Source organism: Salinigranum marinum (genome assembly GCF_024228675.1).
Taxonomy (GTDB): domain Archaea; phylum Halobacteriota; class Halobacteria; order Halobacteriales; family Haloferacaceae; genus Salinigranum; species Salinigranum marinum.
Genome location: NZ_CP100461.1, coordinates 1,107,916 through 1,122,301, shown reverse-complemented (window position 1 = coordinate 1,122,301; position 14,386 = coordinate 1,107,916). Strand labels below are relative to the sequence as shown.

At 68.0% G+C, this 14,386-nt stretch carries 15 protein-coding genes and 1 pseudogene; 5 read left to right on the top strand and 11 right to left on the bottom strand.

All coding sequences use genetic code 11. From position 1 onward, the window contains the following. Positions 1 to 37: 37 nt before the first annotated feature. Together mvaD and NKJ07_RS05470 are read right to left on the bottom strand one after the other, a co-directional pair. The gene (mvaD, locus tag NKJ07_RS05475; protein ID WP_318569577.1) at positions 38 to 1,009 is read right to left on the bottom strand and encodes a phosphomevalonate decarboxylase MvaD; all 972 of its coding nucleotides are present in this window, start codon (positions 1,007 to 1,009) and stop codon (positions 38 to 40) included. Between the two features lie 90 nt (positions 1,010 to 1,099). Continuing rightward, positions 1,100 to 1,231, bottom strand: a complete 132-nt coding sequence (locus NKJ07_RS05470; protein ID WP_318569576.1) for a DUF7989 family protein — start codon at positions 1,229 to 1,231, stop codon at positions 1,100 to 1,102. Positions 1,232 to 1,295: 64 nt separating this feature from the next. On the opposite strand from NKJ07_RS05470, the gene NKJ07_RS05465 reads away from it, so the two are divergent. After that, positions 1,296 to 1,742 (top strand): SRPBCC family protein, encoded by a 447-nt coding sequence (locus NKJ07_RS05465; RefSeq protein ID WP_318569575.1) that lies wholly within the window; start codon positions 1,296 to 1,298, stop codon positions 1,740 to 1,742. A 76-nt stretch (positions 1,743 to 1,818) separates the two neighbouring features. Here the strand turns inward: NKJ07_RS05465 and NKJ07_RS05460 are convergent, their stop codons facing one another. The 5 genes from NKJ07_RS05460 to NKJ07_RS05440 all read right to left on the bottom strand — a co-directional run bounded on the left by NKJ07_RS05460 (position 1,819) and on the right by NKJ07_RS05440 (position 5,775). Beyond that, the gene (locus tag NKJ07_RS05460) at positions 1,819 to 2,991 is read right to left on the bottom strand and encodes an MFS transporter (protein WP_318569574.1); all 1,173 of its coding nucleotides are present in this window, start codon (positions 2,989 to 2,991) and stop codon (positions 1,819 to 1,821) included. 50 nt (positions 2,992 to 3,041) lie between these two features. Then, positions 3,042 to 3,623 carry a flavin reductase family protein gene (locus NKJ07_RS05455; protein ID WP_318569573.1) on the bottom strand — a complete coding sequence of 194 codons (582 nt, stop codon included), beginning with the start codon at positions 3,621 to 3,623 and terminating at the stop codon, positions 3,042 to 3,044. Continuing rightward, positions 3,623 to 4,120, bottom strand: coding sequence for a VOC family protein (locus NKJ07_RS05450; protein ID WP_318569572.1), 498 nt, complete (start codon positions 4,118 to 4,120; stop codon positions 3,623 to 3,625). The genes NKJ07_RS05455 and NKJ07_RS05450 overlap by 1 nt, the downstream gene beginning before the upstream one ends. A 39-nt stretch (positions 4,121 to 4,159) precedes the next feature. Next, positions 4,160 to 4,606: a DoxX family protein gene (locus tag NKJ07_RS05445; RefSeq protein ID WP_318569571.1), complete on the bottom strand. Its 447-nt coding sequence runs from the start codon at positions 4,604 to 4,606 to the stop codon at positions 4,160 to 4,162. Between the two features lie 161 nt (positions 4,607 to 4,767). Next, positions 4,768 to 5,775: a hypothetical protein gene (locus NKJ07_RS05440; protein ID WP_318569570.1), complete on the bottom strand. Its 1,008-nt coding sequence runs from the start codon at positions 5,773 to 5,775 to the stop codon at positions 4,768 to 4,770. Positions 5,776 to 6,006: 231 nt separating this feature from the next. Here NKJ07_RS05440 and NKJ07_RS05435 point away from each other — a divergent pair, with 231 nt between their 5' ends. After that, entirely contained in the window at positions 6,007 to 6,657 is a 651-nt protein-coding gene (locus tag NKJ07_RS05435) for a winged helix-turn-helix domain-containing protein (protein ID WP_318569569.1), read from the top strand. A gap of 44 nt (positions 6,658 to 6,701) precedes the next feature. Here the strand turns inward: NKJ07_RS05435 and NKJ07_RS05430 are convergent, their stop codons facing one another. Further along, complete coding sequence (locus NKJ07_RS05430) at positions 6,702 to 7,457, bottom strand: hypothetical protein (RefSeq protein WP_318569568.1); 756 nt, start codon at positions 7,455 to 7,457, stop codon at positions 6,702 to 6,704. A gap of 135 nt (positions 7,458 to 7,592) precedes the next feature. Here NKJ07_RS05430 and NKJ07_RS05425 point away from each other — a divergent pair, with 135 nt between their 5' ends. Continuing rightward, complete coding sequence (locus NKJ07_RS05425) at positions 7,593 to 7,793, top strand: DUF5800 family protein (protein ID WP_318569567.1); 201 nt, start codon at positions 7,593 to 7,595, stop codon at positions 7,791 to 7,793. 38 nt (positions 7,794 to 7,831) lie between these two features. On the opposite strand, the gene NKJ07_RS05420 is transcribed toward NKJ07_RS05425, so the two are convergent. Beyond that, on the bottom strand, positions 7,832 to 8,557 hold the full coding sequence (locus NKJ07_RS05420; RefSeq protein ID WP_318569566.1) for a dolichyl-phosphate hexose transferase: 726 nt from the start codon (positions 8,555 to 8,557) through the stop codon (positions 7,832 to 7,834). A gap of 363 nt (positions 8,558 to 8,920) precedes the next feature. Here NKJ07_RS05420 and NKJ07_RS05415 point away from each other — a divergent pair, with 363 nt between their 5' ends. Continuing rightward, positions 8,921 to 11,641: a PGF-CTERM sorting domain-containing protein gene (locus tag NKJ07_RS05415; RefSeq protein ID WP_318569565.1), complete on the top strand. Its 2,721-nt coding sequence runs from the start codon at positions 8,921 to 8,923 to the stop codon at positions 11,639 to 11,641. 84 nt (positions 11,642 to 11,725) lie between these two features. On the opposite strand, the pseudogene NKJ07_RS24575 reads toward NKJ07_RS05415, so the two are convergent. Both NKJ07_RS24575 and NKJ07_RS05405 read right to left on the bottom strand, forming a co-directional pair. Further along, a pseudogene (locus tag NKJ07_RS24575) lies at positions 11,726 to 11,887 on the bottom strand (DUF8002 family protein); the annotation flags it as partial. A gap of 205 nt (positions 11,888 to 12,092) precedes the next feature. Beyond that, positions 12,093 to 12,854, bottom strand: a complete 762-nt coding sequence (locus NKJ07_RS05405) for a ribonuclease H-like domain-containing protein (protein ID WP_318569564.1) — start codon at positions 12,852 to 12,854, stop codon at positions 12,093 to 12,095. A gap of 262 nt (positions 12,855 to 13,116) precedes the next feature. Between NKJ07_RS05405 and NKJ07_RS05400 the strand changes: the two genes are divergently transcribed. After that, complete coding sequence (locus NKJ07_RS05400) at positions 13,117 to 13,809, top strand: SOS response-associated peptidase (protein ID WP_318569563.1); 693 nt, start codon at positions 13,117 to 13,119, stop codon at positions 13,807 to 13,809. The last annotated feature ends 577 nt before the right edge of the window (positions 13,810 to 14,386 follow it).

The window sequence follows — 14,386 nt, the reverse complement described above, 5'->3', positions numbered from 1 at the left end:
GTCCAAGACGCGCGCCGGCCCTCCGCCCCACCGCCCGTTAGAACAGCGCCTCCGACTCGTCCAAGACGCGCGCCGGGCCGCCCACCTCCCACACCTCGGTATCGACGCCGCAGTCGGCAACGGCCTCCTCGACGCGGTCGACGTGTTCTTCGGTCGTGTTGACGTACACCGACGCCCCGGTGTCGGTCGAGAAGTAGACCGGGACGTCTGCCGACCGGAGCTCGCGCACCGCGTTGAAGATGGCGATCGTCCGGGGCTGCCAGTACACCCACCCGGCCGGTCCGGTCATCGTCGTCGCCGCCAGCGACAGCGAGTCGTGCTCGGCGAGTTCGAAGGCGCGGTCGAACGCTGCCTCTCGAAGGGCATCGCGCATCTCCGCGATCTGGCCGTGAATGTGTGCCATCCGCGCCTGGAACATGTGCGAGTCGGCGGCCTCCTCGTGGGCCTGTTCGGTCTCCTTGTACGCGGGGACCAGCCCTGTGACGATCCTGAGTTCGGATTCGAGTTCCGTCTCGATGCGCTCGGAGCGACAGTCCTCGTCGTTCAGGCCCGTGTACAGCTGTGAGAACGCCCCGGTGACGGCGCGGGCGGCCGACGACGACCCGCGGCGGGCGACCGTCGAGACCTCCGGACGGCTCAGATCGAGCCCGGCGGCCTCGCAGGCGGCCATCGCGAGCGCGGCGAACCCCGACGACGACGAGCCGAAGCCGACGTTCGACGGGAAGGAGTTCTCCGACTCGACCCGGACCCGGTGGTCGAAGCCGGCGAGGTCGCGGACGTGGTCGACGACGTGTTCGATCCGCTCGGCCCCACGCCCGGCGACGACCTCGCCGTCGATCCGGTACTCGTCCCCGTCGGCGTCGGGGTCGAAGGCGACCGTGGTGCGCGTGTGCGACGGTGCGGTGCAGACGCTGATGCTGTCGTGGTACGGCAGCCGCAACTCGGCGTCCCGCATCCCGTGGTACTTCACGAGCCCCTGGATCGGGTGCGCTCTGGCGGTGGCTTTCATGTATGGGAAGGGATCCGACGCCGGGTTAAACGTCCCGGAACCGCACCGAAGGCTGTCGCTTGACGGGAGAGACGGTCGGAAAACCGGGGCTCAGTCGTCCGCGGGCGTCGGTGTCTCCGCGGTCGATTCGGCTCGGCCTCGCTGCCAGACGTTCGTGACCGAGTCGCCCTCCGGGGGTGTGTGGCTGACGTCTTTCATCCGTGGCGTGGTATATTCTGTCATTGTGCGTCCGAGGTAAGCAGGCAGCTTAATCCTTTCCCGAGTGAACGTATAAGGAATCGATATCATGCCCGGGGATACATACTCACACGCCGTCGGGGTCGAGCGGACACCGGAGGGGCGACGGATCACGGTGTCGCGCGTCGTCGACGCGCCCGCGGACGCAGTATGGGCGCTACTCACGGACACGACCCGGTGGCCAGAGTGGGGTCCGAGCGTCGCCGCCGTCGACTGTCCGACGCGGTTCATCGACGCGGGAACCACGGGGCGGGTGAAGCTCGCCGGCGTCGGGCTCTGGGTGCCGTTCGAGATCGAGTCGTACGCCGACGGGGCGGAGAGACGGTGGACGTGGTCGGTCGCGCGCCTCCCGGCGACCGGCCACCGCGTCGACGCCCTCGGCGACCAGTGTCGCGTGACGTTCGAGATCCCAGCGCTCGCGGCGGGTTACGCGGTCGTCTGTCGGCGGGCGCTCGACCGCATCGCTTCGGTCGCCACGACGCTGGACGACGACTGACCCGAGCTACCGTCAGGTCGGGAGGCGAACGCCACTCTCCGGGGCCTCGGACGGAGAAGGCCACCCGCCAGCGGGCTCACGCCTCAGGGACGAGGACAATGGCGACGATCCCGCCGACCGCGAGCAGGCCGCCGAACCCGAACGCTGCCATCCACGAGACGCTCTCGACGAGCCACCCAGCGGCGACCGGAGCGACGAGCGAGCCCGCGACCGAGAGCGTCAGCAACACCGCGAGGCTCGTCCCGCCCGATTCTGCCGGAGACAACTCCTCGACGTAGACGTAGAAGACGCCCGTCCCCAACTGCGAGCCGACGCCGGCGAAAAGCAGTGCCGCCGCGAACCCAACCACGGACGTGGTGATGGCCGCGAAGACGAGTGCCGGTATCACCACCAGAAACGCCGCGACGATCACCGGACGGCGGCGACCGTCGATCCGGTCGGAGAGCCAGCCACCACCCGGTCGTGCCGCCAGGCCCATCGCGGGCAGGAGTGCCGCGAGCGTCCCCGCGGTGCCGGCGTCGACGCCGATGACCTCGGTGGCGTACGTCGGCATCCACGAGTTGAAGAAGACGAAGAGCGAGTACGCACAGAAGCTGCTCAGGGCGACCGCCAGCACCCGCCGGTCGCCCAGTGCGGCGGCGAACGTCTCCACCGAGAGGGCCGACTCGTTCCTGATGGGCGCGTCGAGCGCCCCGACGAACGGTGGTACTCCACAGACGGCGATGACGGCGTATGCGGCCACGACCCCGCGCCAGCCGATGACGGCTTCGAGCGTCGGACCGGCGGCCTGTGCGAGCGTCACCCCGGCGGGTGCGCTGGCGACGAAGAGGCTCGTCCCGACGGCTCGTCGTGCCGAGGGGAACGACCGACCGACGATGTTGGCGTTCGCCGTCCAGAGGAACACCGCCGTGGCACCACCGACGAACCGTGTCGCCAGAAACGCCGGATACGTCGGTGCGAACAGTCCCGCGACGGCGGCCGCGAGGAACACGAGCACGCCACCCCACACCAGCCGTCGGTTGTCGTACCGGTCCATCAGAAGACCGCCGGGGACTTGCAGCAGCACCCACGCGAAGAAGACGACGCTGATCGACAGCCCCGCCGCGGGCTTGTCGATGTCGAACGCCGCGACGAACGGCGGCATGATGCTCGCGGGGGCGAAGACGTAGGCGTTGAACCCGGTGGCGATCAGGAAACAGCCCGCGAGTACCAGCCACGGGCGCGTCTCCGACGCCGACCCGGTACTCATACAACCGCTCGTCCAGCCGCCGGCAAAACCCCACCGATAACGGCAGACCGTCAGGGCGGCCGTTCGAGGTGGTACCGGTCGCGGGTCGACGCGTAGTAGCCGCCGGCGAGCCGGCCGACAGCGTCGAGTTTCGTCACGTCGAGTTTGCCGTCGACGAGGAGGTCGTCGTCGACGTGGGCGTGGACGACCTCGCCGAACAGCAGGGTCGACCCGCCCAGTTCCATCGACTCGGACAGCGTGCACTCGAACGAGACGTGCGCCTCGGCGACGCGCGGAGCGTCGACGGCCGTCGCCTCGACCGCCGTCACGCCCGCGCGCTCGAACTCGCTCTCGCCGGGGGCGAGCGTCGCCGCCGTCTCGTTCATCGCCTCGACCAGATCGCCCGTGACGACGTTGACGGCGAACGCCTCGGTCGCGAGGACGTTCTCGGGGGTGTCTTTCCTGTCCTCGCCGACGCCGACCGGCGCGACCATGACGATCGGGGGATCGATGGCGACGACGTTGAAGAAGCTAAAGGGAGCGAGGTTCTCGCCGCGCGGCCCGCGCGAGGAGACCCACGCGATCGGTCGCGGGACGACCGCCGCCGACAACAGCCGGTAGGGAGAGCCGAACGTCTCCGGTGGGCCGTCCATCAGTGTTCTCCACCGTCGTCGGCGTACCCCTCGTCGTACGGGTCGATGGCGTCCGAGCCGAGGACCGCTTCGTCGACCGCGAAGCCTGGCCCCATCGTGGCGAGCTCGAAGACGAGGCCGTCGGGGTCGCTGAAGTAGATGCTCTTGAAGTACGTCCGGTCTTTCACCTCGGAGACGCGGATGTCGTGCGCCTGGAGGTGGGCACGCCACTCCTCCAGGGTGGCCTCGTCCTCGACGCCGAAGGCGAAGTGGTGGCTCGCGCCTGGCCCCGGCTGGCCCCGTCCGTGGGGGTACTCGAAGTACGTCACGTTCGTCCCCGGATCGCCCGCCGACGTCGGCGAGAAGTAGTAGTGCGGCGTCCCGGGGTCGTCGTAGTTCTGCGTTCGTTTCACCGTGTGCCACCCGAGGACATCCTCGTAGAACGAACGGGTATCTGACATGTCCGTACAGATGTTCGTCACGTGGTGCAGTCCGGTCGTCGGGGGTGCGTCGGTCATGGGTGTCGTATGGGGGAGGGGTGCAAAAGCGTCGTTCGGTTACAGGCCGATGCCGACCGCGAGGGGCCACTGCGTCCCGCTCACGGCGAGGAAGCCCAGCGCCGTGCCGAGCAGCGCGACGTTCTTGAGGAACTGCGTCATCTCCGTCATCCGTTCCTCCTCGGGGGCGGCCCAGAAGTCGTGCATCTTCGGCGTCGCCACGACGAGGAAGACGACGACGGCACCGGCGGCCAGCGCGGTGAACGCACCGAGGAGGAGGCCGAGGCCACCGAAGAGCAGCATCCCACCGGTGAAGGGCACGGCGAGGTCGGGCGCGGGGATGCCTTTCGCTCCCGCGTACCCCGCCATCGTCTCGGCGTTGACGAAGTGGTTCAGTCCCGTGAAGGCGATGACGGCTCCGAAGAGGACGCGCGCGCCGAGGAAGACGAGCTCCGCGCCGGGCGAGCCGAACAGCTGAGTGCTCTGCAGGACGACATCGGTACTCACAGGGGGTGTGCCTCCGAGTTGGCCGGTTGTTGCGTCACAGGTTAGTCGACGAGCCGGCCAAATATATAAGTTCCCTGACATTGGTGTCACCGGGTAACGCCGATGCCACTGGCACGCTGGGTGAGGCGTCCACCGGCGACTGCTCGTTCGACGCGCCGGGGTTACGAGTTGTCCTCCTCGATCTCGCGCGCCTCTTCGGCTTTCGACGCCGCGATGTCTGCGAGGTCGGTCGCGAGGTCGCTGATCGAGGTCCCGCCGTCAGGAAGCCCGGTCGCGAACTCTTCGAGCTCCGTCGCGAGCGTCTCGAACGCCTCGGCCGCCTCTTGGGCCCGCGTCCGGGCGTTCCGCTCGCTCTCGACCCGGTCGAACCGCTCGGCGTCGTTGAGGTCGACGACGGCCGCCTGTAGCCTGTCGAAGAAGTCGGCGAGCGACTCAAATCCACCGATCTCGGCGTCGAACTGCCCGACCTTGGCCTCGTAGTCCGCGGCGGGAATCGCGGGGACCACGGAGACGTTCTCGGCGCTCGTCTCGTCCTGGATGGTCTGGAGCGGCTGGGCGGCCCGACGACGTCCGTCACGGAGGTCCCTGGCCGCGTTCTCGATCTCCCCCTCTTGTTCGCCGTCGACGGCGTCGCGTGCGCGCTCGGCCTCGTCGAACGCCGCGATGACGCGGCTCTGTGTGTCGACGCTGAGCGAGAGGAACCGCCTCGCCTCCACGATAGCGGCGAGCCGTGGCTGTTGCCGCTCGCTCGCGGACGCGCGGGCGTCCTCGATGTAGTCGTCGGCGTCCGAGAGGTCCCCGATGATCGAAACGCGGGGGAACGACCCGTCCGCGGCGGACACGTCGAGAAGCGAGCCGTCCTCGCTCCCGGCGTACGTGTAGACGGCCTGGTTCAACTCCCTGATGGCCCGATCGAACGCCAGCGCGGCGTTCTCCTCGCGTGCGCTCAGCTCCGGCGTCTCGGTTTCGGTCGGAGCGTCGGTCGCGGTTTCGGTCTCTGTCGCCGTCGGGGTCTCGGTTTCAGTCGGGGTGTCTGTCGCGGGTTCTGTCGTCGTCGTCGCCGTCGTCGTCGTCGTCGCCGTCGGCGTCGCCGTCGAGTCGTTGGAGGGTAGTTGACCGCACCCGGCGAGAAACGCCGCCGAGACGGTGAGGAACGAGCGTCGATCCATGTCCACCCCTCCTGTCGGTGTGCAAATAAGTATACCGCACACGAACGACTCGCGACCGATACTGTCACTGACAGTTCGTCGGGACGACCGTCCCGCGAGGCGTCGACGACGACAGCCGAACGCCCGGCAGCGGCCGGCGTGCCCGTTCGAGCCGTGTTTCCTTCGATAGATACCACACGAAAATACTATACGAGGGCGTCGGAAGAACAACAAACTGAGAGACGATCACGAATGACTGACACATGGGACGCGGCGGGCTACGTCGCGAGTTCGCGCTACCGGCTCTCCGTCTGCGAGTACCTCTCCGAATACGGTCCCGGGTTGCCGTCGGAGATCTCGTCGGACACCGACCTCGCCCAGCCGCACGTCTCCCGGGCGCTGTCGGAACTCCGCGAGCACGACGTGGTCGAACTCCTCGTCCCCGAGTCACAACAGAAAGGACGCCTCTACGATCTCACGGAGACCGGCCGGGTCGCGCTCGACCGACTGACGCGTGGACGAGACGCGGTCGACCTCCGGATCGTCTCCCGCGAGGGGTTTCCGTGCGGCGGGCTCGTCGAGTTCCTCGAGGAGCGCCACGCCGCCGTCGCGCAGGCGGTGGCGACGTACGACGGTGACGTGGCCTACGTTCACTTCCTGGATGGGGAGCCGGCCGACGACCGAACGGCCCCGATCACGCGACTGTGGGAGCACTCGCGTGGAGCCGACGGGCTGAGTTCCGGATCGACGGGCCGACACGAGTTCACCGTCTACGGGCTGGAACACGTCACGCTGGTCGATCTCGTCGTCGACGACCTGCGTGTCGGGATCTCGCTCGACGACGATGCCGACGTCGCGGTGCGGAGCTTCGTCGCGGACGTCGAAGCGCAGCTCCGCAACTGACACCGGCCCGTCTCGGATCCTCGACTCCTCTGGACCGACGGGACTCAAAACCGGAGGTTCACCATGACGAAGACGATCGCGAGCTGCATGAGTCCCTGGAGGCCGCCGAGTTTGGCGTTCCGCATCCCGATCGCTCCGATCAGATCGATGTCGGGTTCGGCGGAGGTCAGCTGCCGGTAGATGCGGATCTCCCCAGGGAGGATGACGCCGAACCCGACGATCGTAAGCAGCGTGACGATCGCCAGCGCGGCGAGGATCCACGGGTCGGCCATCGTGAGCGAGGGCAGGGTGACGAACAGCCCCGCCCCGGACGCGACGATCACGGTGCCGAGAACCGCGAGGGTTCGCGGGTCGGCGAGCGCGTCGAACTGGTAGCCGACGAGGACGACCACCGGAACGAGCGTCGCGGCGCTCATGATCGCGAGCCAGGGATCGGCGTTCGGGAAGTGTCCCAATCGGCGTGCGAGCACGATCCCGCCGACGATCGTGACGGTCGCCAGCACGGGCATCAGGAACGTCATCTTCGGGGTAAACCGACGGAAGAAGCCCGCCCGTCTCTCGGGGTCCATCCCGCCGATCACGGGGCCGACGATCAGCCCGATGAACAGATCGATCCCGGTCCACAGCACGCCCGTCATCACGTGGACGTAGGTGAGATGTCGGACGTCGTTCGAGACGAGCGCCGCGGCGAGCGCGACGATCGGCACCGCGACGGCCCCGCCGGCGAAGGCCGGGTTCGCCTGCCCCGCGAGCCCCCTGATACCTCGAACCGGTCGGTGAGAGACCTCGGCGTCTGCCATAGCGGACGCACGACAGCAAGGGTCTAAATAGTACGGAAGGGCGACGGGTCGCCGTGCGGCCCGGCGTGCGGTGACGACCGGCCCCGGTCGATTCGTGGCCGTGTGCTTTTATACCCCCGAGCGATAGAAGCCTCCATGACTGCCCTGTCGTTCGACGAACACGGTGTCGACGTCGTCTACCAGGGAACCGATTTCCGGCTCGAACGAACGCTCATCGAGGAGGCGACCGGCAAATCCTACCCGGACGTGACCGACCACGAGGTGCTGAAGATGGTCGAAAAGAACCCCGCGCTGTCGGGCGAACCGCGCCGCATCCAGGACATCCTGCGGCGGTAGGTCGACGATCGACGTCTTCCCGTCGGCTCGGCGACGAGCTACGCCGACCGGGTCGACGCGCGGCCCGTGTCCGGCGAGAGCCGACGCAGCCACTCCTCGCCCGCGACGCGGACGATCGAACCGGCGATTTCGGCCCCTCCGGACAGCGGATCGAGCGTCGTCTCCCCGCGTCGCTCGCGGTAGTCGATCGTCAGTTCCCGGACGCGGTAGCCGCGCATCACGGGTCTGAGGAGCAACTCCGCCGAGAGACCCGTGTTCTCCGTCCAGGTCACGTCCTCGATCACTTCCTTGCGGTAGGCCCGCATGCCGGTCGTCGTGTCGCGCAGCCGACGGCCCACGAGCGCGGACGCACAGAGCGCGAACGCCTGGTTGCCCAGACGGTTGAACCGCGGCATCGTCTCCGCGCCGCGCGAGAGGCGGTCGCCGGAGACGACGTCGTACCCCTCGTTGATCGCGTCGAGGAAGTCCGGGAGGCGCTCCATCGGGTAGGTGTCGTCGCAGTCGGTCGTGACGACGACGGGGCGATCCGGCGCGAGCACGGCCTCGCGGACCGCAACGCCGTACCCCTGTGGCTCCTGTTTGATCACGCGCGCGCCGTGGTCGCGGGCAACCGCCGCCGTCCGGTCCGAGGAGCCGTCGACGCAGACGACCTCCGCACGGCCGTCGGTGACGCGGTCGATGTCTTCGAGTACGTGTTCGATAGCGGCTTCTTCGTTGTACGTCCCCATCACCACGGCGACGTCGTCGAAGGTGTACGCGGTCATCGTCCACCGCTTACGCGTGGAGTGATTTGAACTTTTAGGTTCGCCAAAAACAGCTGTCAGCCGTACGACCGGTACCCCTGGCAACACCGCTTTCGAGGGAGTCGGCTCGTTTAATAGTGTGCGAAATAAGCTATATTATATCGAAGGGAAAATCTGAATTATGCTGACTTGACGCTTTTGAGCTGAGAATTTCGTAGCTGATAGTCAGGGAGATCCGGGTGTAACTGCGAGTAGTATTGCTTCCTAGAAGGCTTATCACGTCATACGTCCTCCGTCCGAGACGAGACCTTCGGACGTGACGACTCGCGTCGGGCGCGCGCGAGTGAGTGACGCGGTCGCCACGGGTGCCAGGAGGCCGCACACATGAGTTCAACTGCAACGAAACTACAGGTCCTCGCACTCACGACGCTGCTCGTCAGCTCCGTCTTCGCGGGAAGTATCACCTTCGCTGGGACGGCGAGCGCGCTCGTCACGGGCGCCGTCACGGCCGAGAGCGCGAGCGACGTCCAGGCGTACAGAACGGCGAGCACACAGACGGTCGTGGGGACGGTCACGGTGACCAACGGGAGTTCGGGCAACACCGTCGCCGTCGACGTCCCCGACGGGAACATCGTGAGCGCGACCGGCGTCTCGGTCGACAACGCCGACGTGAGCGCGTCGGACCTCTCGGTCGACAGCCCCACCCGCGTCACGGTCGGCCTCGCCGACACGAACGCGGGCGACGGTGCCGACGAGACGGTCCGGGTGACGGTCACGGTGACGCACAACCTGGCGAACGTCGGCCCCACCGCGGGGCTCGACGCGACCATCTCGGCCGGTGGCCGCTCGGACACGACTCAGTTCGACGTCGTCAGGTACGTCGGCCCCACCGGGCCCGTGGGACGCGTCTTCCTGGGGGACCGCGGTGTCGACCTGACGGGGATTGACGACATCCCGGACGCCGGGGGCGTGACGCTGTTCGGCGTCGCGGGCGACGCCGACGGCGGGATCGCCAACGTCGGCGACGTTCGACGGGCCGACATCACGGAGGCGAACGACTTCCAGCCCGGCGGCTACAGCTTTACGGAACCGGACGGTTCGGTCGGCCTCTCGGTCGTCGAACCGCGCATCACCGAGGCGACGCTCTACCGCGGCAACGGGACGAGCGGCGCCGACGTCACCGGCGGTTCGATCCCCATCACGATCGACGCCCTGACGCTGGCCGTCGAGTTCAACTTCGCCGACGCCGAGGACGTCGAAGTCACCGTCACCGACGAGGACGGCATCGACGTCACGCGACAGCTCACCAGCACGAACCGGATCAGCCAGTCCGGCGGGACCCTGGTGCTCACGGGTGTCGGCGAACTGGACCCCGGCGATTACACCATCGAGGTCGAGGGAGCGGACGACCTCGACGACGTGCGGCTGACCGTCGGGGCCGGGGTCCGTGACGAGGCACAGACCATCTCGCTGGACGAGTCCGCGGTGACCCAGGGCGAGACCGTCGTCGCGACGGTTCGGGGCTCACCCGGCGAGTACGGGCTGGTCCGGATCGACGCCGCCGACCTCGACGCGCTGGCGGCGACCGACGAGAACGCCGAGCGAGTGTTCGCGGCGACGGGCGACGTCCAGTCGCTCGTCGGAACGGACACGCTCGGCGGCACGACCGAGGTCGCCGTCGGTGCGGTGGTCGACCTCGACGACGAGGGCAAGGCGCAGGTCCGCATCGACACCGCGTTCCTCGGCGCGACGACCGTCGACGTCGAGTTCGTGGAGCTCGACGCACCGAACACGGACCCTGGGACCCTCAGAGCCGGCTTCGACGCGAGCGCGGACGACAGCGTCGAACTCGACGTCGACGAGCGGGAGCTCGTCTTCACCGACGACCTCGGCATCGTCCAGATCGGCGAGGAGTTCGTCCTCGAAGGGACGGCTCCCGAGTCCGACGACGTGAAGGCGTACGCCCGCATCGACGACGAGTGGGTGCCGCTCCGCGACGACGACGGCAGCCTCGCCGAGGACGCGGTCGACAGCCAGGGCCGGTTCAGCGTCGAGATCGACTCCGGACAGGTGATCGACATCCCGGACACCTACCGGATCGCGATCGTCGCGGACCCGGTCGCCGACGGCACAAACTACATCGGGAGCGACGAGTCGATCTCGACCGACGTCTACAGCGAGTTCGACACGGCGACCACGACGACGGTTCGGACGGCCGAGGGTGAACTCACGTCCAACGTGTCGTCGTCGTCGATCGCCGCGGACGTCGGCGACGAGGTCGTCCTCTCGGGGACGGCGTTCGGACAGGGCGACTCCGTCCGCGTCTATCTCGTCGGTCCGCGCGGACAGTTCCTCACCGCCGACGGCGGCTTCGGCGCCGAGACCGTTTCCGTGGACGACAACGAGTTCGAAGAGGAGTACGCCACGTTCGAGCAACGCGGCCAGTACACCTTCTTCGTCGTCGGGCAGGGACGGGACGGCGAGTACGGCTCCGACATCGGCTTCGGCGGGGAACTCCGCCGTGGCCTGACGCCCCAGCAGGCGGTCGAGATCGTCAGGGACGAGTACTCGGGTGCGGGCGTCGACGATCCCGTCGTCGAACACTCCGTCGTGGCGGAGAACCCGTCGATCTCGATCGACGAATTCGGCGAGAACGGACAGGTGCTCGCCGAGGAGCTCACGGTGTCGGGGGCCTCGAACCGCGAGGACGGAACGCTCGTCTTCGTCGAAGTGGTCGACGCGGACGACGAGGTCGTCGCCACGGGCGAGGCCGAGGTCGACGGCTCGACGAACCAGTGGGAGACGACGGTCGAACTCTCCGGCGTCGAGACGGGGACCTACACGCTCCGCGCGAGCGACGACGAGACCGACGCCTCCGTCGAGTTCGAGGTGGTCGACGAACTGACCACGCCGGCGGAGACGCCGGCCGACACCTCGACCGAGACGGAAACCGCCGCGCCGACCGACACGCCGACCGACACTGGAACCGATACCCCCACCACGACGGAGTCGCCCACGACGTCGACTGAGTTCCCCGGCTTCGGGGTGGTCGTAGCGCTCGCGGCGCTGCTCGTCGCCTTCCTGCTCGCGCTCCGTCGCGACTGACGGCTGACGGTCGGCGGGTGAGGGCCGATGGTTGGACGGCTTGACGACTGACGAACGACGGGTCGAAGTGGGACCGGGGTCGGGTTAGCTCAGCCCACGGTCGTCCGAGCGGTCCTCCAGCCGTTGCGCCTGGCCGACGAGGTAGTCCATGAGCCCCCGTGCGGCGTCTTCGGCCGCGTCGAGGTCGTCCGTCGACTGGCCGCTGACCCGGACCGAGAGGTCGTACAGGTCCAGTTCGACCGCGGGGACCGTCTCGGTGCCGTTGCCCTCGTCGCCGTCGGTCGCGTGCGCCGGGGGGTCGTGTTCTCGACGGTGCCGAGTCGTCGCTCGTCGTCTCCCTCCTCGTCGTCGACGGCGGCCTCCGGTTCCGTGTCGGTCGTCGCGCCGGAGTCGGTCCCCGCGTGCGCACTCTGATCAGACATACCGCCACCACCGCCGGACGAGGTAAAAATCACTCGGCGGATGCGCCGTCGTCGCCGAAGGCCTGCTCGTCGAGGCGCGCGGTGACGTGGTCCGCGAGCGTCGCGAGGTTCACCGTGTCCTCGCGGTTGTACGAGACGAGCGTGTCGAGCGCACCGTCGTCGCCGCGTTCGTACTGCCGCCAGAGGCGGACGGCGTCCCTCCCCGAGAGGTCCGGTCGGTCTCGGTCGATGCCGATCTCGTTTTCGATGGCTTTGAGCCCGCCCGTCAACCCAACCGAGCGACAGGCGTACATCAGGTCGAGATGTGGGTAGTCGAGATCGACGTCGAACGACGTCTCGAGGAACGGCACGTCGAACCGCGCGCCGTTGAACGTCACGAGCAAGCCGGTGTCGGCGAAGGTCTCTTCGAGCGCCTCGGCGGTGAGGTCGTCGCCACGGACGAGCGTGATTGTCTCGCCGTCGCGGTGGAGCGAGACGGTCGTGACCGCGTCGCGAGCGTGGTTCAGTCCCGTCGTCTCGATGTCGAAGAAGCAGGCGTCGTCGCGGAACGTCTCGTAGAGCCGCCACCGCTCCCCGTCGGGGAACGTCCGGGCGAAGTACGCCGAATCGCGGTCCGACAGGCGGGGGCGTGCCTCCTCGATGAACGCCTCGATGCGCTCGGCGGTCGTCGGTCCCACGCCGTCGACGCCAGCGTGGAAGTCTCCCCACTCCCGGACGCCCTGTCGCCACAGCCGCCGTTCGGTCGTCTCGCCCACGCCGCGAACCGGGATGAAAGAGTTCTCCACGCGCATGCTCGGGAGAAGGGGAGCCGACGGTGGTAAACCCCTCGCTCGGCCGGGAGACGGAACCCGGCCGACGGGCCCAATCCGGTGTCGCCGTGAGGAGAACCCATCGGCCCGCCTCCGGGAACCGATCCGTATCGTGGTCTCCCGTTTATCCGGTGGTGAGCGGTCAGCCACTCGTCGGAGCCGTCGTCGACGCCGCGGTGGCTGATAGATCCGGCTTCGGTGTCGCGACCCACAGTATATGTCCGGTCGCCCCGTTCGACGTCGTATGTGCGGTCGATACACCCTCTTCGCCTCACAGTCGGCGATCGAAGACCGCTTCGACGCCTCGTTCGCCCGGCGGGTCGAGCCACGGTACAACTGTGCGCCCGGACAGCACCTCCCCGTGCTGACGAGCGACGACCCCGACCAGTTTTCCTTCAAGAAGTGGGGGTTGATCCCCTCGTGGGCCGACGACGACTCCAAGTCGTTCATCAACGCACGCGCCGAGACGGTGCGTGAAAAGCGGAGCTTCGCCGAACCCTTCGAGTCCCGGCGCTGTCTGGTGCCCGCCGACGGGTTCTACGAGTGGACCGACCGCGGCGGGAGCAAACAGCCGTACCGCGTCGCGTACGACGACGACCGCCTCTTCGCGATGGCGGGGCTGTGGGAGCGGTGGACGCCACGCGTGCGGCAGACCGGACTCGGGGAGTTCGGCGGTGGTGTCGAAGGCGAAGCCGAGACCGTCGAGACGTTCACCGTCGTCACGACCGAACCGAACGCGGTCGTCTCCGACCTCCACCACCGGATGGCGGTCGTGCTCGATCCGGCGGAGGAGTCGACCTGGCTCCACGGCGACCCCGACGCAGTCGTCGAACTACTCGATCCCGCGCCCGCCGACGACTGGGAGGCGTACCCGGTGTCGACCGCGGTGAACAGCCCGGCGAACGACGGCCCCGAACTCCTCGAAGCGGTCGAGTGAGCCGGTTCTCGTCGGTGTTCTCGGTGGGGAGCGGAGCGGCGCGAGATCGAGCCAATTCGATATAGCGAGATACGATTTACACGTCCGAGGGACGACCGTCGTTCAGGTGAGGAACATGTCGATCTCATAATATAAAACGCGACTGGTCAAAAACTCCCCGTGCTGACCGCCACCCGGCCTCTCGCTCGGCGAATGAGTGCCGCGTGCGGTCGGTCCGGCGATGGGACACTCCCGACGAGTCACGCCCGCTGCCGGAGTGTGTGCGCGCCCACGGTGATCGCGCCCGAATCAGTCCTGGAAGGGTCGATGAGAGCGTCTGTCGAAGGCCAGCATCGCTCCCTCAGGCGCCGCGATGGGACCGCTGCTCGACTCCGTCGCCCGACGGTACAAACGGGTGGATGAGACGCTCTCACGTCGTGTCGTCCTCCGTGGACCTGTTCGCGCTCGCCTGTTCCAGAGCGAGTCACGTCGGACGTGGTTCCCGTTACCCGTAGACGACGAGGGGACGCCGGATAACGGGGTCCGCGCGGTCGGATCCGGACAGGAAGGTCGGCACGCCAGCAGGTGTCGCGCTCGG